Origin of the sequence: Natronomonas sp. CBA1123 (assembly GCF_009741925.1) — an archaeon.
GTDB lineage: Archaea > Halobacteriota > Halobacteria > Halobacteriales > Haloarculaceae > Natronomonas.
Window position 1 is genome coordinate 32,311 of record NZ_WPCC01000009.1, and the last position, 16,695, is coordinate 49,005.

The 16,695-nt window shown below is 62.0% G+C and carries 18 protein-coding genes and 1 pseudogene; 15 read left to right on the forward strand and 4 right to left on the reverse strand.

The genetic code is table 11. From position 1 onward, the window contains the following. Positions 1–8: 8 nt before the first annotated feature. From GJ631_RS06245 to GJ631_RS06280, 8 genes are all read left to right on the forward strand, one after another. Complete coding sequence (locus GJ631_RS06245) at positions 9–2,177, forward strand: type II/IV secretion system ATPase subunit (RefSeq protein WP_156708325.1); 2,169 nt, start codon at positions 9–11, stop codon at positions 2,175–2,177. Next, positions 2,170–4,038: a type II secretion system F family protein gene (locus tag GJ631_RS06250; RefSeq protein ID WP_156708326.1), complete on the forward strand. Its 1,869-nt coding sequence runs from the start codon at positions 2,170–2,172 to the stop codon at positions 4,036–4,038. The genes GJ631_RS06245 and GJ631_RS06250 overlap by 8 nt, the downstream gene beginning before the upstream one ends. After that, on the forward strand, positions 4,035–4,748 hold the full coding sequence (locus tag GJ631_RS06255) for a type IV pilin (protein ID WP_156708327.1): 714 nt from the start codon (positions 4,035–4,037) through the stop codon (positions 4,746–4,748). The genes GJ631_RS06250 and GJ631_RS06255 overlap by 4 nt, the downstream gene beginning before the upstream one ends. Further along, complete coding sequence (locus GJ631_RS06260; RefSeq protein WP_156708328.1) at positions 4,741–5,178, forward strand: hypothetical protein; 438 nt, start codon at positions 4,741–4,743, stop codon at positions 5,176–5,178. Before GJ631_RS06255 ends, GJ631_RS06260 begins: the two co-directional genes overlap by 8 nt. Beyond that, complete coding sequence (locus GJ631_RS06265; RefSeq protein WP_156708330.1) at positions 5,175–5,813, forward strand: hypothetical protein; 639 nt, start codon at positions 5,175–5,177, stop codon at positions 5,811–5,813. The genes GJ631_RS06260 and GJ631_RS06265 overlap by 4 nt, the downstream gene beginning before the upstream one ends. Further along, positions 5,810–6,211, forward strand: coding sequence for a hypothetical protein (locus GJ631_RS06270; protein WP_156708331.1), 402 nt, complete (start codon positions 5,810–5,812; stop codon positions 6,209–6,211). The genes GJ631_RS06265 and GJ631_RS06270 overlap by 4 nt, the downstream gene beginning before the upstream one ends. Before the next feature lie 582 nt (positions 6,212–6,793). Continuing rightward, positions 6,794–7,141 (forward strand): hypothetical protein, encoded by a 348-nt coding sequence (locus GJ631_RS06275; protein ID WP_156708333.1) that lies wholly within the window; start codon positions 6,794–6,796, stop codon positions 7,139–7,141. Between the two features lie 236 nt (positions 7,142–7,377). Continuing rightward, on the forward strand, positions 7,378–7,692 hold the full coding sequence (locus GJ631_RS06280; RefSeq protein ID WP_197424869.1) for a hypothetical protein: 315 nt from the start codon (positions 7,378–7,380) through the stop codon (positions 7,690–7,692). Between the two features lie 115 nt (positions 7,693–7,807). Here GJ631_RS06280 and GJ631_RS06285 read toward each other — a convergent pair whose 3' ends face one another. Next, positions 7,808–8,086, reverse strand: a complete 279-nt coding sequence (locus GJ631_RS06285; RefSeq protein ID WP_156708335.1) for a DUF2892 domain-containing protein — start codon at positions 8,084–8,086, stop codon at positions 7,808–7,810. Between the two features lie 203 nt (positions 8,087–8,289). Here GJ631_RS06285 and GJ631_RS06290 point away from each other — a divergent pair, with 203 nt between their 5' ends. Genes GJ631_RS06290 through GJ631_RS06300 form a run of 3 tightly spaced genes read left to right on the forward strand, consistent with a single transcriptional unit; the run spans position 8,290 to position 10,300 of the window. Further along, on the forward strand, positions 8,290–8,532 hold the full coding sequence (locus GJ631_RS06290) for a sulfurtransferase TusA family protein (protein ID WP_156708337.1): 243 nt from the start codon (positions 8,290–8,292) through the stop codon (positions 8,530–8,532). Continuing rightward, the gene (locus tag GJ631_RS06295; RefSeq protein ID WP_156708338.1) at positions 8,529–9,671 is read left to right on the forward strand and encodes an NAD(P)/FAD-dependent oxidoreductase; all 1,143 of its coding nucleotides are present in this window, start codon (positions 8,529–8,531) and stop codon (positions 9,669–9,671) included. The genes GJ631_RS06290 and GJ631_RS06295 overlap by 4 nt, the downstream gene beginning before the upstream one ends. A gap of 2 nt (positions 9,672–9,673) precedes the next feature. Beyond that, on the forward strand, positions 9,674–10,300 hold the full coding sequence (locus tag GJ631_RS06300) for a DUF1641 domain-containing protein (protein ID WP_156708340.1): 627 nt from the start codon (positions 9,674–9,676) through the stop codon (positions 10,298–10,300). Between the two features lie 8 nt (positions 10,301–10,308). On the opposite strand, the gene GJ631_RS06305 is transcribed toward GJ631_RS06300, so the two are convergent. Beyond that, positions 10,309–10,752 (reverse strand): pyridoxamine 5'-phosphate oxidase family protein, encoded by a 444-nt coding sequence (locus GJ631_RS06305; protein ID WP_156708341.1) that lies wholly within the window; start codon positions 10,750–10,752, stop codon positions 10,309–10,311. A gap of 303 nt (positions 10,753–11,055) precedes the next feature. Between GJ631_RS06305 and GJ631_RS06310 the strand changes: the two genes are divergently transcribed. Continuing rightward, positions 11,056–12,489 carry a glycosyltransferase gene (locus tag GJ631_RS06310; RefSeq protein WP_197424871.1) on the forward strand — a complete coding sequence of 478 codons (1,434 nt, stop codon included), beginning with the start codon at positions 11,056–11,058 and terminating at the stop codon, positions 12,487–12,489. A 31-nt stretch (positions 12,490–12,520) separates the two neighbouring features. Next, positions 12,521–12,928, forward strand: a pseudogene (locus tag GJ631_RS06315) (zinc ribbon domain-containing protein); the annotation flags it as partial. 257 nt (positions 12,929–13,185) lie between these two features. On the opposite strand, the gene GJ631_RS06320 reads toward GJ631_RS06315, so the two are convergent. Together GJ631_RS06320 and GJ631_RS06325 are read right to left on the reverse strand one after the other, a co-directional pair. Next, a complete protein-coding gene (locus GJ631_RS06320) occupies positions 13,186–14,424 on the reverse strand; it encodes an MFS transporter (RefSeq protein ID WP_156708343.1) in 1,239 nt (412 codons plus the stop codon). 422 nt (positions 14,425–14,846) lie between these two features. Next, the gene (locus GJ631_RS06325) at positions 14,847–15,296 is read right to left on the reverse strand and encodes a DUF2267 domain-containing protein (RefSeq protein WP_156708344.1); all 450 of its coding nucleotides are present in this window, start codon (positions 15,294–15,296) and stop codon (positions 14,847–14,849) included. 179 nt (positions 15,297–15,475) lie between these two features. On the opposite strand from GJ631_RS06325, the gene GJ631_RS06330 reads away from it, so the two are divergent. Both GJ631_RS06330 and GJ631_RS06335 read left to right on the forward strand, forming a co-directional pair. Beyond that, complete coding sequence (locus GJ631_RS06330; RefSeq protein WP_197424873.1) at positions 15,476–15,931, forward strand: cyclic nucleotide-binding/CBS domain-containing protein; 456 nt, start codon at positions 15,476–15,478, stop codon at positions 15,929–15,931. A gap of 84 nt (positions 15,932–16,015) precedes the next feature. Next, on the forward strand, positions 16,016–16,666 hold the full coding sequence (locus GJ631_RS06335; protein ID WP_156708347.1) for a phosphoribosyltransferase: 651 nt from the start codon (positions 16,016–16,018) through the stop codon (positions 16,664–16,666). The last annotated feature ends 29 nt before the right edge of the window (positions 16,667–16,695 follow it).

The following is a 16,695-nucleotide window of genomic DNA, read 5'->3' on the forward strand; positions in this document are numbered from 1 at the left end:
GCAAACCGATGGCCGCAACCGTTCCGCCTCCGGAACCACCGGACAGCCCCGACGCGTGGTACGCACCGGACGTTCACGACCAGTACGCACTCACAAATGGTGTCGTTGCGACCGTGTACAGCGACGGCGACCAGTTCGTTTACGACGCCCGCGAGCCATCGCTTTCGACGACGGGTCGAGCGAGCCTCGAATCGGTGCGTGACCACTTCGGGGACGCGGAGCTGACTCGACCACGGACGAGAGAGGGAGCGGCCGAGCGCCTCCGGGAAGGCTTCGATGCGAAATACGAACGAGCCATCGACCGACTGGTCGACTGCACGCCGAGCGACCGGCGGCGACTCGAATACCACGCGCTGGCCGAGTTGAAGTGTCTCGGAGCGCTGACTCCACACGCCCTCGACGACGAAATCGAGGTCGGCGACATCGTCGACGACGAACTACTCGTCCATCTCGTCGATTACGCGCCCGCTCACACGACCATCGACGAGACGACGTTCGTCGAGCGTTTCAGCGCCGAACGCATCGAGCGATACACCGTCTCCTTCGCCGGCTACGAGGTGCCCGTCGTGCGCTACCGCGAGCGACTGCTCGGAAGCGACCCCTTCGAACAGAAGTACGCGGTGCTGGAACCTGACCGTCTACCGGGCGACGACCACCTCATCGAGGAGTGTAAAGCCCGAGTTTGGGAAGTCGGTATCGAAGGAATCGACGCGAGCGTGGCGCTGGACGACCGCGCGGAAGTCGTCCGCGACCGAGCGAGGAAACTCCTCTCTCGACGGCTCACTGCTCGGAACACACGGGCGTGGCTCGACGCCACGCGACACCGAATTCGGACCGCGCTTGCCGCATACGACCTCGCCGTGCCGCCGGTCGACCGCCGCTTTGCCGACGACCGACTCGACGACCTCCTGTACTACGTGCTTCGTGACCTCGTTGGCTACGGCCAACTGACGGTTCCGATACGGGATGCGACCCTCGAAGACGTCGAGTGTAACCGAGTCGGCGAGCGAATCAAGGTCGTCCCGAGAGGCGGCGACCGGGAGCCGACGAACCTGCAGTTCGACGACGAAGACGAGTTCATCAACGTCGTCACGCAACTGGCCGCAGAGGACGGCGTCGAGCTATCAGCGAGTCGCCCGTCGGCGAAGGTTAACCTCGACCCCAACGGCGTCGACCAGACGATTCGCTGTGCCGTCGCGCTGCCGACCATTTCCGAGGACGGCCCACACATCTCTATCCGAAAACAAGCCGCCGACGTACTGACTCCCGTCGACCTCGTCGAGTCGGGGACGCTTCCGACCGAACTCGTGACGTTGCTGTGGATGCTGTACGAACACCATGGCGTCGTTCTCTTTTCGGGGCCGACCGGCGTCGGCAAGACAACCCTGATGAACGCTCATATGCCGTTCGTCGACTACGAGGACCGCCCCGTCAGCATCGACGAGGGGTCAAGAGAGGTGTATCTCCCCCACGAAACCGGCGTCTCGTTGACCACACGAGACCATCAAGAGGCGTTCAAGCGCGTCTCGATGGCGGATTTGATGGCTCAAACGAACTACCTCAACCCAGACCTGGAAGTAGTGGCCGAGATTAACTCAGCCGAATCCTTCGAGACGTTCGGGGAAATCCTCCAAACCGGGCACGGCGTGCTGGGAACGACCCACGCGGAGGACGTCGAAAAGCTCGTCAATCGCGTGGCGGAGAAGGGCCTTCCAGCCCACCTCCTTCGAGAAATCGACCTCGTCGTGTTCCCACGATACGTCGACGGCGAGCGATACGTCGGCGAGGTCGTGGAGTTGCTCTCGGAGTCGGAAGCAGCGTCACTCGAAGGGCCGACGCGGACGGTAGCCCACGAGGACCGAACGGTACATTACAACGAAATATGCCAGCGACACCCGGATGGCGAGTGGTCGTTCGCCTACGACCACCCGAAGCTTGGTGACCCGACCGAGCATCGCGGGCTCAAGGTTTTCGACCGACTGGCAGAGCAAACCGACCGTCCAGTTGATGAAGTCACCGCGGAGTTCCACCGCAAGCACAGCTACGTCGAGTACATCCTCAGGGAACGCATGACCGACAGCGAAGCGCTGTTCGAGTTCCTCGCGGACTTGCGGACCGACGAAGCAGCCACAGTGGAACGAATTCAGCGGCAGCAAGCCGCAGCAGACGATGATTGAGGTACTACCCGCACTCGACCGTGGGTTGTACGCGCTGTTTTCCCGCCACGCCGACCGGTCGCGGCACGACCGCGACCGCGACCACTATCGCGGCGCAGCCCTCGGTGTCGGGTTCGACACCTACCTCGCCCGCATATACGGACTCTCGTGGGCGTTAGCCATCGGGAGCGGCTGGCTGGCAGCGATTTTTCTCTTCGCGTTACCGGCTGAAACCGTCGGTACAATCGGGGAGGTGGTACACGCCGCAACGCCCGGTTTGAATCGAGTTCCGGTGCCACAGGTTCCGCGCCATTACGTCGCGGTGGGGGGTGCGGTCGTCGTCGGAGCGTTGGTCAAACGCGGCGCGGTCGTCGGGGGAAGTGCGTACCTTCGCTGGCGTGCGTCGGCACGACGGGCGGCTATTGACCGATCACTTCCCGGGGCAGTCCGGTATCTCAGGGCCCTGGCCGACGGTAGCGACGACCGAGAGACGATGCTCCGAAAAGTCGCGGAACAGGATGCCTACGGCGAAACGAGTGTGGCGTTCGAGCGGGTCCTTCGGAAAGCGTCGCTCACCGGCAGTCTCGACGAAGGGCTTCGCGGCGTCGCACGGGAAACCCCGTCTCGAAACCGTCTTGCACCGTTTCTGCTGAAGTTCCGTGAACACGCCAGTCAAGGTACCGAAGCGCTGACCGGATATCTCCGCATGGAATCGCGGATGCTTTCACACCAGCAGTCACGGGACAGACAGCGTGCGAGCGATTTCCTCGAACTGCTCGCGGAACTGTTCATCGTCCTGCTCGTGTTGCCGGCACTGCTCGTCGTCATCGTCACCGTCATGAGCGTCCTCGCTCCGGGATTGTCACAGCCCACGGGACTCCCCGGGTCACCCACTGTTCGAGGCGTGTTGGTGTACGGAAGCGCCGTGTTCGTTCTCGCAGTCGGTGCCGGTACCGCCGCTCTGGTGACACAGTTGCGTCCGTCGAATCACGAGCCGACGTATGAACGGCCGGACGGAGCTGTAGCGACAGTCAGAAGCGGGGCGTCGAATCCAGCGAGTGCTGCCGTGCTCTTCGTGTTTCCGGCAGTGGCCGTCGGAATCGGGCTGGCAACCCTCGGAGAGCCACCGACGAACGCGCTGCTGTTGAGTTACGTGGCTTACGGCGTCCCGGTCGGAGCAGTCGCGCTCCGGCGAGCACGCCGCGACGACGCCAAGGACCGCGAGATGCGGGATTTCGTTCATTCGGTTGCCGGCCACGTCAGCCTGGGCCGGCCCTTCGGCGACGCCGTCGAGACGGTGGCCCGAGAGGTCGACTTCGGCGCGCTACAGCAGGACATCGACGACCTCGCGTTCACGCTCGGATTGACCACCGGAAACGAGGGCGGCGACACCCGAAAGGAGGCCCTCAACCGCTTCGTCGACCAGGTCGGGACTCCGCTAGCCGAACAGACCGTCGGTCTCGTCACCGGCGCACTCGACGTGGGAAGCGACGCCGAAACGACGTTCGAGACGCTGCAGACCGAAATCGGCAAACTCTACCACGCCCGAAAGCAACTCCGGGCCTCGATGATGGTGTACGTCGCGGTCGGGTGGACGACGGCGTTGCTCGTGGTCGGTATCGTCGTCGCCGTAAACACCTACGTCCTCGACGGGTTCGCACAGTTGTCGGCCGTCTCACAGGGTGCCGGCGTCGCGATAGACCCGAACGCCGTCGACATCGAACGCGACGCCTGGCGGTTCTACGTCGTGACACAGGCGACGATGCTCGCCTGTGGCTGGTTCGCCGGCACTGCCTCACGGGGGCGATACGAGGCGTTGCTTCACTCCTCGCTACTGGTCCTCGTTTGTTACGTCGTCTTCGAGGGGGTCGGACTGATATGACCGCCTCCGACCGCGGACAGTCCAACGTCGTCGGCGTCGCACTCCTGCTCGGTATCGCCGTCGTCTCGATGGGGACGCTCACCGCGGCCGTGGGCGTCGTCGTCGACTCCAGCGCCGCCGAAGCCGACGCCGAACGCGTCGCGACCGACCTCGACGATGCCCTCGAGCCGGTCGCCGCAACCGGCCCACAACGTGGCACCGTGACGTTTTCCAAGGGCCGAATTACGTCCGTCGAGCGGACGTTGACGATTCGAGCGGACGGACGGGAGGTCGAGACGGTCCCAGTGGATGCACTCGTCTTCGAGTCCGGCGACCGTCGAGTTCGGTTCCACGCCGGTGCAATCGTACGCGGAACCGGTAAACAGGCGTGGCTCCACGCACCGCCTCCGTTCACCGTCGACGAAGATGTCCTCATCGTCGGTGCACCGACGGTGGGTGACGACATCGGAACCGTCTCCGGGAGCGGCGGCGTCACCGCAACCGTCGAGAGTGACGTCAGCCACGAGCGACGCGACCTCGGCGAGGCGACGTTCGCCATCGCTGTCGAAACGGCCACACCGACCGTCTGGGAACGGTGGTTTCGAAAACAGGGTGCGACCGTCGAGAGAGAAGACGGCAAACTACCGGTCGTCGTCGGCACCTTCGAGGGACGACGAACGGGGTATCTCGTCGTTCACGACCTTGACGTGGAGGTGACCGGCGGTGGCTGACCGTGCGATGAGTCCCGTCGTCGGCAAGGCGATGGAGGCGACGCTCGTCGTCCTCTACATCAGCCTCGTGACGACGACACTGTACGCCGGTGCAGTCCCGGAGTACCGCGCGTCGGCAGGCGGAGAAGTCGCAGAGCGAACCCTCTCGGACGCCGCGACCGACATCGAGGCTGCGATTCCACCGACGGCCGCAGACGCCAGCGTCCGTGTCGATGTCGACCTCCCCTCGACCATCGCGGGGGATGCGTACCGAATCACCGCGAACGGGAGCCACCTCTACCTCGAGCATCCGAATCCGGCGGTTCGGACGAGCGTTCCCCTCGTCGTTCCCGACCGCGTGGATTCGATCTCGGGGACGTGGAACAGCGGTGAAGACGCCGAGGTTCACCTCACGTCGACGGAAGCCGGCATCGAGGTGACCCTCGAATGAGAGGGCAGGCGAACCTCCCCGCGTTGGCGCTCGCTCTGCTCGTCGTGACGACCGTCGCGGGGCTTTCGGTCACCATCGCCGATAGCGCTTTCTCGACCGCACAGCGGGATGCCAGTGAGCGGGCAACTGCGTCGGCAGTCGCCGACCGCCTCGTCGCCGCCGATAGCCCGCTCCCGGAGCGACGGAACGTGCTGAACGCGAGCCGGCTCGATGAGTCGACCGTTTCCGCCACGGTCCCCGATTCGGTTGACGCCCGCATTACCGTCGCCGGAAAAATCGTGTACGAACGCGGGGACCCATCCGGCGGCCCCACCGTCAGACGGCTCACCGTCGTCGCCGAACGACAGCCCGTGACCATCGAGCCACCGCTGGCGTTCGGAACGGTGACGCTTCCTCGCCGTAGCCCCCGCGCGACAATCAGCATCGATTCGGATTCCGATGTGGAAACGGTCCGAGCAAACGACCGCGTCGTCCTCTACGACGCCGAGGGAATAAACGGGACGTACGACGTTTCTCTCTCGCGGTACGAGACGACGACGCTCCAATTCGATGGCTCGCCACGGGAGGGAGACGTAACCGTGACGTACTATCCCAGACAGACGACCAAAGCGATACTCGAGGTGACCGTCGAATGAGGGGGCAACTCTCCCTGTCGATCGTCGAAGCGAGCGTCGGCGTCGTGTTCATCCTCGCGGTCACGATGGGGTTCGCCCTGGGTGTCCCCTCGCCCAACACCGAACGACCGCAGCTAGACGCCTACGCCGAAGACACCGCGACGGTTCTCGCGAACGAACCGCCACGACACGGCGGTGAGACACGCCTTGCCGAAGTCACGCGCTCGCAGGCTGCCTTCCAGCGGGAGCAGGACTCGCTCGAACGGCGGGTCGACCGCCTCCTGAACGAGAACCTGCTGTACCGAATCGAGACGCCACACGGCGCTGTTGGCTACGAACGCCCGGCAGGAGTGTCGGCCGGGTACGCGACCGTCCCGACCACGGGCGGGGAGGTGACCGTATGGGTCTGGTACGTGTAGAACGGGGGGCAACTCGTCCTCGTCGCGGCCGCGGTCATCGCCATCGGCCTCGCACCGATTCTGTTCGCGTACCTACAGCTCGGATATCACCCGGACGTAGACGACCGAGACCCGGAGATAACTGGCGAGAAAGCGGTCGCCTTCCTCGACCGTTCGGTCCACGAAGCGGCCGCGGAAACAGCCGGTGACTACGCGTGGCGAGACCGCGACGAACGGGTCAGGGCTGTTCGAGCGGATATCGGAGCGGGAATCGGGACACTCCGGCGAACTCGAATCGACGAAGGCGTCGCTTACAACGCATCGTTCAACCGAACGGTCGCCGAGGAGTGGGCCACCGAGAACTGCCAGCGCGGTGCCGGCAAGCGATTCGGCACGTGTGAATCCAGCGGCGGCGTCGTAGTGCAGGACCGTGCCGACGAGGCAGTGCTGTTAGCCGCCGGATTCGATATCGAAGCCGTCGGTCCGGGTGGCAAAACCGAACTGACCGTCGTCATCGAAATCGGCGGCGGATAGGCCAGTCTACTCACGGGAACGGCTCCGAGCCACCACACCATTATGCCGCTCGCGCCCCAACTGTCACGAATGGCAGACACCAAAGAGGGTCGGGAGAAGCAGGCCGCCGACGAAGAGCGGCGACAGCGGGAGCGAGACATCAAGGAAGCACTCTCTCGAAGCGAGGAGCTGGAACCGCCGAGGGAAGACGAGGAACCACCCAGTGAATGCCACCGCCGGGGCTGTGAGGAATCACCGGCGTTCGTCGTCCGTGAGCGCTATCAGGAAGATACCGGCCACGGAGCCGTCGTGGCGACGGCGTATCTCTGTCGTGACCACACCGAAGAGGAGGGTCCGACGAACCTCGAGAACGCCTACTCGGGGTACGTGTTCCGGGTCGACCCGGTCGAGACGGCATCGGACGCCGACATGGAGTAGCAATCGAACGGGGGAGTTGTGTGGGAAGCGCTCTTTTCCAGTCGAAGGAGTAGCGGCGCCACACTGAGAGAGAAATATCCACAGCTGCACAGCTATCGTCGTATGACGAGATTTGAATCCGAGTAATAACAGTCCTTATGCACTATGCGACACGATATAGTATTGCAATGAATGGACAAAATAATTCGGCAAGTCGAATCGGATCACTCACACGGATTCAGTGGCTGGCAGTCGCGTTGGTCGTCGTTACTGGCGTGCTCCACGTGTATGCAGGTATTGTCGAGGGGCGGATTCCCGTTGCACTCGCCGGCGTCGGCTACGGCGGGGCACTCGTTCTCTTCTTCCTCGACTTTCAGCGAAAGCTCCTCTACTTGGTCGGGATTCCATACACGTTCATCCAGATCCCGATCTGGCTCGTGGTCAAATCGGAGTACGGAATCGTCGACTACGTCGACAAGGCGGTCCAAGTCGTCTTGATTCTCGTGTTGATTTACCTCTACCTCAACACGTCATCAGGGTCAGCCGGAGACACGGCACCAACAGCCGAGTAGGCGAACGGGTTCGCTGAGCGGCCACCGGTTTCAGTTGGCTCGCCGTCGTCCGGTGGCCGTATCGAAGACGGAGCGCGTGCCAGACACCGATATCGGAGATGCTGGCACGAGTTGATTATTTCGTGCTTGGCTTGGCGTCCTCGGATGACGATTGCTGAGCGGAACGGTCCTTGTAGGTGTTCAGGCCGACGACCGCGTTGAGCGGACACGTCTGCGTCATCGCAGTCAGCGTCAAGACGGTCCCGACAAAGACGGCGATGCCTGCGAGCACGAGCCCGAGTGTTCCCGCCACGAGCGTGATGAGCCCACCGAGTGCCGCGCCGCCCACGAGGATAAGTGCCGGTCCGACGACGAACCGAGCGAGCTGGTCGTATCCACCGACGTTCTTTTTCATGGTTGAGTTACCTCTGAACATTACTAGAGGGTCCGAGATGGCTTAAGCGTATTTCAGAATTGCCTAGGCCGCCTCAATGCTGTCGAAACCCAGGTCTGCAGTATTCGATGTGGAATCGTCCACGCCGACCGAATACTATTCCCATATATTGGGATATCCACACAATATTAATATGAGTTCTCCGCGAACGTTCACCTGTACTCATGACAGAGACAGATATTCAACCGACGGAGACGGTCGACGCTCGGGGGTCGGCGTGCCCCGGTCCGTTGATGGACCTTATCGGCAAGATTCGAGCTGTCGAACCGGGCGACGTGGTGCTGCTCTTGAGCGATAACGAGCAGTCGCTGACCGACGTCGAAGAGTGGACGAACGAGGCCGGAAACGAGCTGCTGGCGGTCGAGGAGGAAGACGACCACTACGCGTTCTACGTGGAGAAAGCATGACCGACCATATCGTCATCCTCGGCGGCGGGACCGGTGGGGCCGTGTTGGCGAACGACCTCGCAGACCGGTTGGACGCCGAACTCGAAGCCGACGAGGTCAGAGTCACGCTCGTCAACGACGGCCCCGACCACGTCTACAAGCCGGTGTGGCTGTACGTCCCGTTCGGTGAGCGCGAGCCGGCCGACGGCCGTCGGCCGCTGGACGAACTCGTCGACGACCGAATCGACCTCCGCATCGACCGCGTCACGGACATCGACACGGACAGCCAGCGGCTTCGGATGCGCGACAAAACCTCGCTCAGTTACGATTATCTCGTGCTCGCGACCGGGTCGACGCTCGCACCCGATGAGATACCCGGCCTGGCCGAGGGCGGCCACGACTACTACAGCGAGTCCGGAGCCGAGACGCTGCGCGAGGAGTTACTCTCGTTCACCGAGGGCCACATCGTGTTGAGCGTCATCGGGACGCCGCACATGTGCCCGGCGGCGCCGCTGGAGTTCGTGTTCATGGCCGACGACTGGTTCCGAAAGCGCGGCCTCCGGGAGGACGTCGAGATTACCTACACCTACCCGATTCAGCGCGTCCACGGCAATCCCCACATCGCCGAATGGGCACGACCGATAATGGACGACCGCGACATCAACGTCGAGACGTTCTTCAACGCCGAATCGGTCGACCCCGAGGCGAACCGGCTTACCTCGATGGAGGGGACCGACATCGACTACGACCTGCTGGTCGGTATCCCGCCGCACCGCGGCGTCGACCTCGTCGAAGAAGCCGGACTCGGCGACAGCGGTTGGGTCGAAGTCGACCAACACACCCTCGAAGCCGAGAACGCCGACAACGTCTACGCTATCGGTGACACCGCCGACACGGGCGCCCCGAACGCCGGCAGCGTGGCTCACTATCAGGCCGGCGTCGTCGGCCGGCGACTCGCCAGCGACATCCGCGGCCGGCCGGCGACGGCGACCTACGAGGGGAAGACGCTGTGTTTCGTCGAGACGGGCATGGATTCGGCGTCGTTCGTCGAGTTCGACTACGAGAATCCGCCGTCGCCGGTGCCGCCCTCTGAGAAGATCCACTGGGCGAAACTGGCGTACAACGAGTCCTACTGGCTCACCGCACGGGGGTTACTCTGAAGATGTCCGGCGAAGCAACCGAGGTGCCGTCGGAGTTGGAAGCGGCTATCGAGGAGAACCCGGAAGCGGTCGCGGAGTTCGTCCAACGACTGGACGCCGTCAACGAACTGCTGGACGTGCTCGCCCTCGGCGAGAGCGCGCTCACCGACGAGATGGCTCGCGACCTCGCCGACACGACGTCGACGCTCGCGGAGTCCGCCGACGGCCTCGCGACCGACGAAACCGTCGGCCTGGCCGAGAGCGTCGGCCAAAACGGCGCGGAACTCCAGGACGCCCTCGAAACCCTCGTCACCCTTCAGGAGACGGGCGCCTTAGACGAGTTGGTCGAACTGGCGAGCGTGGCGACGCTCTTGACGGCGGCGCTCGACGACGAGATGGTTCGGTCGCTGGCCGCGACCGGCTCTTCGCTCGGGGAACTCGCCCAGACGGCCGCCGACGAAGAGTCCCACGACGGACTGGAGACGGTTCTCAAAAGCGTCGGCGACGCCGAACAGCAACCCGACGAGCGCGTCGGCGCGCTCGGCCTGGTGAAAGCGGCACGGGACCCCGACATCCAGTACGGCCTCGGCTACGTGCTTTCGATTGCCCGAGCCATCGGAGAGAACAGACGGCCAGCCGACGACGCCTGACCCGGAACTCAGGCCTCGGTCGGATTTTTCATCGGGTCGTCGAACACCCGCCCCGAGAGGGAGTCGGCGACGAGTCGATAGAACGCCATCGAGAGGTCCTCGACCGGCGTGTCTGGAATCACGTTCATCGTCGGAACCGTCGCGTTGTCGGCGAGTGCAGCGGCGGCGGCGTCGTGGTCGGCGTGCGGAACCGCTTCGATTCGCCCGCGCGCTTGGACGCTTTCGGCGGGTTCGGTGGTGAACACGGTAAACGTCGCCACGTCGGTCGTCTCGAGAAAGGCCATCTTCCGACTGTCGTCCTCGTGGGCGAACTGGAAGTATAGATGCGTCCCGTCGTATCCGAACGACTCCGGGATTGCATAGGTCTCCGCACCGTCGGTCAGCGAGAGGACTCCGGCACCCTCGGCGCTGAGCAGGGCGTCGATACCCGACTGACTCATCTTTTGTGTCATTCAACTTGAGTTGACGCGTGTCAGGTTTATATCTCCCGAAGTCCGTGACTTCGGACAACTAGGGCCGAAACCGAGTCGAGGAGTTTCGCCAGAGTTCATTTTTCTGATATGAAATAGCGTGACACGGCCGGACAGTAAGACTGCAAATCGAGAACCGTATCGGAGGAAATCCAACCGTCAGAATCAGACTAGTGTTTGCGTTGTCTCAAACGTCCCGCCTCCAGGATACGGCGGTAGCTGTCTAGTCATGTCAGGGAAACGTCTGGGAAAGATATGTCTTTGATTGTTACGTCCTTCGTGCTGATGAGTGTAAGCACACAGCTCGGTATCATATTAGCCTCGGGGGTTGTTGGGGCGGTGACCGACCGATCTGTCCGGTATCTGCTTGACCGGTACGAGATTCGTACCTCCAGAAAATTTTGGAAACCGTGGTTCAACGAAGATTCGATTATTATCTCAGCGACAACCGAGAACAGACATCCGGGTCGAACCAGAGGGACTGGCCCGTTTGACTCTCGCGCACTCCAGGAAGTAACATCACATCTGGCCGGAATTTCGTCGCCGAATCAAACTCCTTCGTCGTTGACCGAACAGCACCCCGGCAACTGGCGGGACAAGAACATCATCGCACTGGGAGGGCCTGTGAACAACGATATTGCCGAACAAGCCCTGAACCCCAACCGAAACCTCGGAATTGAATTCTATTTTGATACCGAGAAAAACCGCGTAGTGAGCAACGAGTACGTCGTCCATGACCCACCGGATCCGACCCCGCAAGAAGCGATGGAAGATTTCGGAATCATATCTCGCTTGCCCCACCCATACTCGGGCGACGAAGTCCTTCTCATCGCCGGTTGCTGGGGGCAAGGTACTCTCGGAGGCGTCAAAATGCTCATTCAGAATTTGGATGAGATATGGCAACGCACCGATGGCGAATTCTTTCAGGTCACGTACAGAGTGGAGTTCGATGGTAAAAGTCAACTAATTGATGGCGAGATATACTGGGACCACTTGCGAACGATTGAGCCTCGGGCACCGGAAGACGACTGGAGGCTTGAACCCGACCGCTCTCCAGAAGGATACGAAGACGAAGTAACGGTAGTCATACCATGTCGAAACGAAGCGGAAACTGTCGGAAACGTCGTTAACACGTTCCAAACCCATCCGCCGGTTAGTGAGGTGATTGTCGTTGATAACGATTCGAAAGATGGGACCGGTGCTACAGCCGAACAGGCGGGAGCTAGCGTTGTCAAGGAACCCCAAGTAGGGAAGGGGCGAGCGGTTCTCGCAGGTCTTGACGCAGCTGATACGGAGCTCGTGTTCTTGATAGACGGTGACATTGAAAATCCGTCGGAGTCTTGGCTGTACGAAGCTATTGAACGACACGAACAGGGTGCAGACATTGTGCGGGCGGACCCTGATTACTATCCACCACTAGTGAGACAGTGCGTTAAACCGTTACTTCGGCGGTTCTTCCCCTCTATCGTCGACGCTGACCAACCGCTCGGAGGAATCGTCCTCCTATCCCGTTCTTATCGCACCCACTTGACCGACTATACTGGCTGGGAATTCGATATTGGTCTGACGTTACTGGCTGCCAAACGGGGGCTTTCGTACGCAGAGTTCGACGCCGGTTCGCTCATTCACGGAGAGCGACCTGAGCCAGAGATTGTGACCATGGCCGAATCGATACTGAATACGATAATCGATGAGGCGGAGATGAACCGGGGAGACTGACCCGACAGTTCATCTCTGGTTTCCTAAGGGAATTCGTGAGCGTACCGGCGCGTCGTGGGGCCACAAGTGGGCGTTCAATCGCCTCAACGAGTACGTCGAATACAAAGCCGCCGAGTACGGTATCGACGTAGCACAGGTTGCCCCGGAGAATACGTCGCGGCGGTGTTCGACGTGTGGGTTCACACATCCCGATAACCGTGAGAGTGAGTCCTTTGAGTGTCAGAAGTGCGGCTACGAGAACCACGCTGACTACAACGCTGCCAAGAACATCGGTCTGCGGTATCTTCGTCGCACCCAAACTGGGAGCGACGAAGGCGCACTCTTGGGCGTGCGCTTGAACAGCGGGACGCTGAACGTGAACGGTGAGTATGAATCACCTGCCTCGACCGAGGCGAGAACGGGAGTCCACGCTGAATCCCACCGCTTCAGCGGTGGGTAGCTCAACTCGAACCGCAATGTACCCGCAACAGCGCGAACGCTCGGCGACGTGAGGGTCGTCGAACACCCATCTCGGGCAGGAGGTAGCGACGAGTCGATAGAACGCCAGCGAGAGGTCCTCGACCGGTGTGTCGGGAACCACGTTCACCGTCGGAACCGTCGCGTTGTCGGCGAGTGCAGCGGCGGCAGCGTCGTGGTCGGCGTGCGGAACCGAGTCGTGCTAACCGCACAGCGCGTGTCTGACACTGCTCGTGGGTGTCAGCGTCCCCACGGTTCCGCGTCGATTGGTGCCTCCCACAGGAGAATGGCGCCCGACCCGACGACGAGAATCACCCCACCGACGCCCAGCGCGAACAATGGTGAGACGATATCGGAGATGACGCCACTGCCGAGTTGGAACGGGACAACGGCCAAGCCGCTCACCATCGCCATCGCGCTCAGGACAGTCGCCCGACCGAGTGTGTCGATGCGGTCGTTGATGTACTGGCCGGCGAACGAGCGAGTGACGTCCGAAACGCCACGAATCAACAGGAACGTCGGGAGTGCGAGAAGTGGCACGAAGTACATCCCGACCAAGGCACCGCCCACAGCGAACGGGATGACGAGAAACCACGTCTGTAGCCCGACCGTTTCCTTGATAGCGCCTGTGTAGTAGCTGAGGAGGGCACCGACGAGACTGTAGGCTGCATAAAACCATCCCAACAAGGGTTCGACCTGCGCTGCCGCGATACCGAGGTCAACGACGACTGTTTCGAAGATGGGTTGGAGAAAGACGAAGACGAGGTACGTGACGGCGGCGTACAGCACGTAGTAGTACAGCAGGAAGGCTCGCAACTGACGGCGGCCGACGACATCGCGTACGATACCCACTGTCCGCCGGAGACTCAGCGTGTCGGTCGCGGTCTGTTTGTACGTCTCCGGTTCCTCGATTGTCAGCAGGACGACGACACCGATGCTCGTGACACCCGCCGCGACGAACCACGGATACGAGAGGTCGATACTGCCGAGATACCCGCCGAGAATCGCCGCCACTGCCCCAGCGGCCAACGCGGCCGACTCACCACGACCTCTCACGTCAGCGAATTCGTCTTCTGAGAGTTCGTCGGTGAGGGTGTCGTACAGCCACGCATCTTCGCTTCCGGAGCGGAAATTGTACCCCATCGACCAGCAGACGTATAGTCCGGCCAACGGGAGAAACGAACTCGAGAGCCCGATTCCGACCAGTGTCACTGCGATGAGCGCCGTCCCGAGGATGAGGCTGTTTCGACGGCCAACGCGGTCACCGACGTAGCCCGTCGGAATCTCTCCAAGTACCGTCGTCAGATTGTAAATCGCCTCCAACAGCGCAATCTCCGTGAACGAGAGTCCCTGAGCGAGGAAAAAGAGGTACATCACCGGCCGATAAAACTCGACGGACTTCGTCGCCTTGTAGAGATAGTACTTCAGGATATTCCCCGAGATTGACCGGCGAATCTTGGGTCCGACTCGGCCTGCCATGCCTGTATCAGCCGACGGTGAGCCGACACGTATGTCCTGTTATTACCGATTCGGCGGTCGACGCATACGGGGAGTGCTGCGGCCATCGAGTCCTGTTCTGTTTTACGGAGATGCAAGGAGGAAGCCCACGACGTCAGTCGTGGGTCACTGACCCGCCGTCCTCAACAGGCGACAAGTGGGTAAAAACATCAATCACCCATTATTTCAACTGAGTAGCCAAAATCATGTGGTCGACTCGCCGTCTCGAATGTTGGTAATCGTGACCGCCCACATCGCCTCACATTCGACACACTCGAGTGACGTAGCCATCGCAAGATTACCGTCTGCAACCCCTGACGCCAGATTGCCACATCCACATTCGATGGAAACCTCCATATTGAGCGGTCTTCCGGACGCCAAAAATACGCCACCTCTAGACACTGCTAGTCGTCGTTGCCGTCGGTCCGTGCGCCACCGGTTGCCTGCCAGCCGCCCGAATCGACGATTTCGAAGAGTTTGCGCCAGTTCTCGTCGTCCTGGGCTTCGGGCAGCGCGTCCCGCAGTTGTCGGAAGTCCGATTCCGGAACCTGCGAGTGAACGAGGTCGATGACGACCCGAGCGTGGTGGGCGGCATCCGCTCGGTCGGTCTTCTCGATGTCGCTGACGCGGTCCAGAAACTCCGACCAGCCGAAGCGCTGGCCGTGGTCCCGAACTGCGCCGGTCATGTACCACTTGACTTCCATCGGAAGCGACGCCGCGAGGTCAGCGGCGTTGCCCTCGGGTAGCCGCTGGCCCAGCGTCATCAGCGTCGCCCGAGTCGCTCGAACCGCCTCGCCGGTGCCGGGAAGTTCGAGTCGGTGCTGTATCTCGCCGGTGAATTCGTCGAAATTCATACGTTTGGGTATCATCACGCGGCCACATCAAACATGCAAACCATTCCCACCATATGAGAACGGACCGGCTGTTTGTCGCTCCGAGCGGGTCAATCGACCGGTCGTCGCCGTGCATTGGTCTTCCGAGTGCCCCCACACTGGTCGGTGGGTTAATCGTGGTTCTCTCCGACAATGTACGTATGGACATCACCGACCTCATCCAAGAGGACATCGTGACGGTCAATCTCGACGATAGTCTCATCGACGTCGCCGAGGTGTTTCTCGAAGAACGAGTCGGGAGTGCCGTTGTCGTGGACGCGAGCGACGAAGTCATCGGCATCGTCACCGACCGAGACCTGGTCATCTACGGACAGAACTTCATCGAGGAACTCGACCGAACGGCAGTGAACGAGGTCCTGGCGATGTCGGTGTTTTCGGTCGAACCCACGGTGAGCGTGCTGGAGTTGACCGAACGGATGCGCGAGGCGGGCGTCCGGCGAGTGCCGGTCATGGAAGACGGCGAGCTACTGGGCATCGTGACCCTCGACGACGTCATCGTCCACCTCGCCGACGAGTTGGAGAGCCCGGAACTGGAAAACCTCGCTGCAGTCATCGAGTCGGAGTCGCCCACACGCGACGCCGACGGCACCGAGTAGTAGCCACTCGAACTCGGCGGTGCTGTTCCTACTCGGTGGGAATCACCACAGAAGGGAGGTCGATACGGCACCTACGGAACGACGATGCCAGACCGTCGCCGATTCAGAGACCGCACCGACGCCGGCGAGCAACTCGGGGCCGCGCTCCGAGAGCGCGACATCGACGTGGAGTTGGTTCTCGCCATCCCGCGAGGTGGTCTGCCGCTCGGCCGCGCGGTCGCCGATGCGCTCGGCGTTCCGCTCGACATCGCCGTCGCATCGAAAATCGGTGCGCCCGGCAACCCCGAGTACGCCATCGGCGCCGTCGCGAGCGACGGGACGGTCTGGCGCAACGAAACAGCCATCAGCAACACCCGCGCCGAGGAGACGTACTTCGAGCGAGAGCGCGAACGTGAGGCCGCAAACGCCCGCGAGAAGGCCGACCGCTACCGGCGTGGCCGGCCCGCACACGACCCGGCCGGCAAGACCGTCGCCGTCGTCGACGACGGTCTGGCGACGGGAGCGACCGTCAGAGCCACTCTCGCGATGCTCCGAGAGGCCGGCGTCGAGGGTATCGTGTTGGCGGTGCCGGTCGGCCCCCCGGACACCGTTCGCGAGTTGTCCGAGATAGCCGACGAAGTCGTCTGTCTGGAGACGCCCAGCCACTTCGGCGGCGTCGGTCAGTTCTACGAGCGGTTCGACCAAGTCACCGACGAGGAGGCGATGGCGTACCTCTCCGACGACGAAGGCACATAAAAAACCCCGATGGCGAGTGCCAGAGTTCG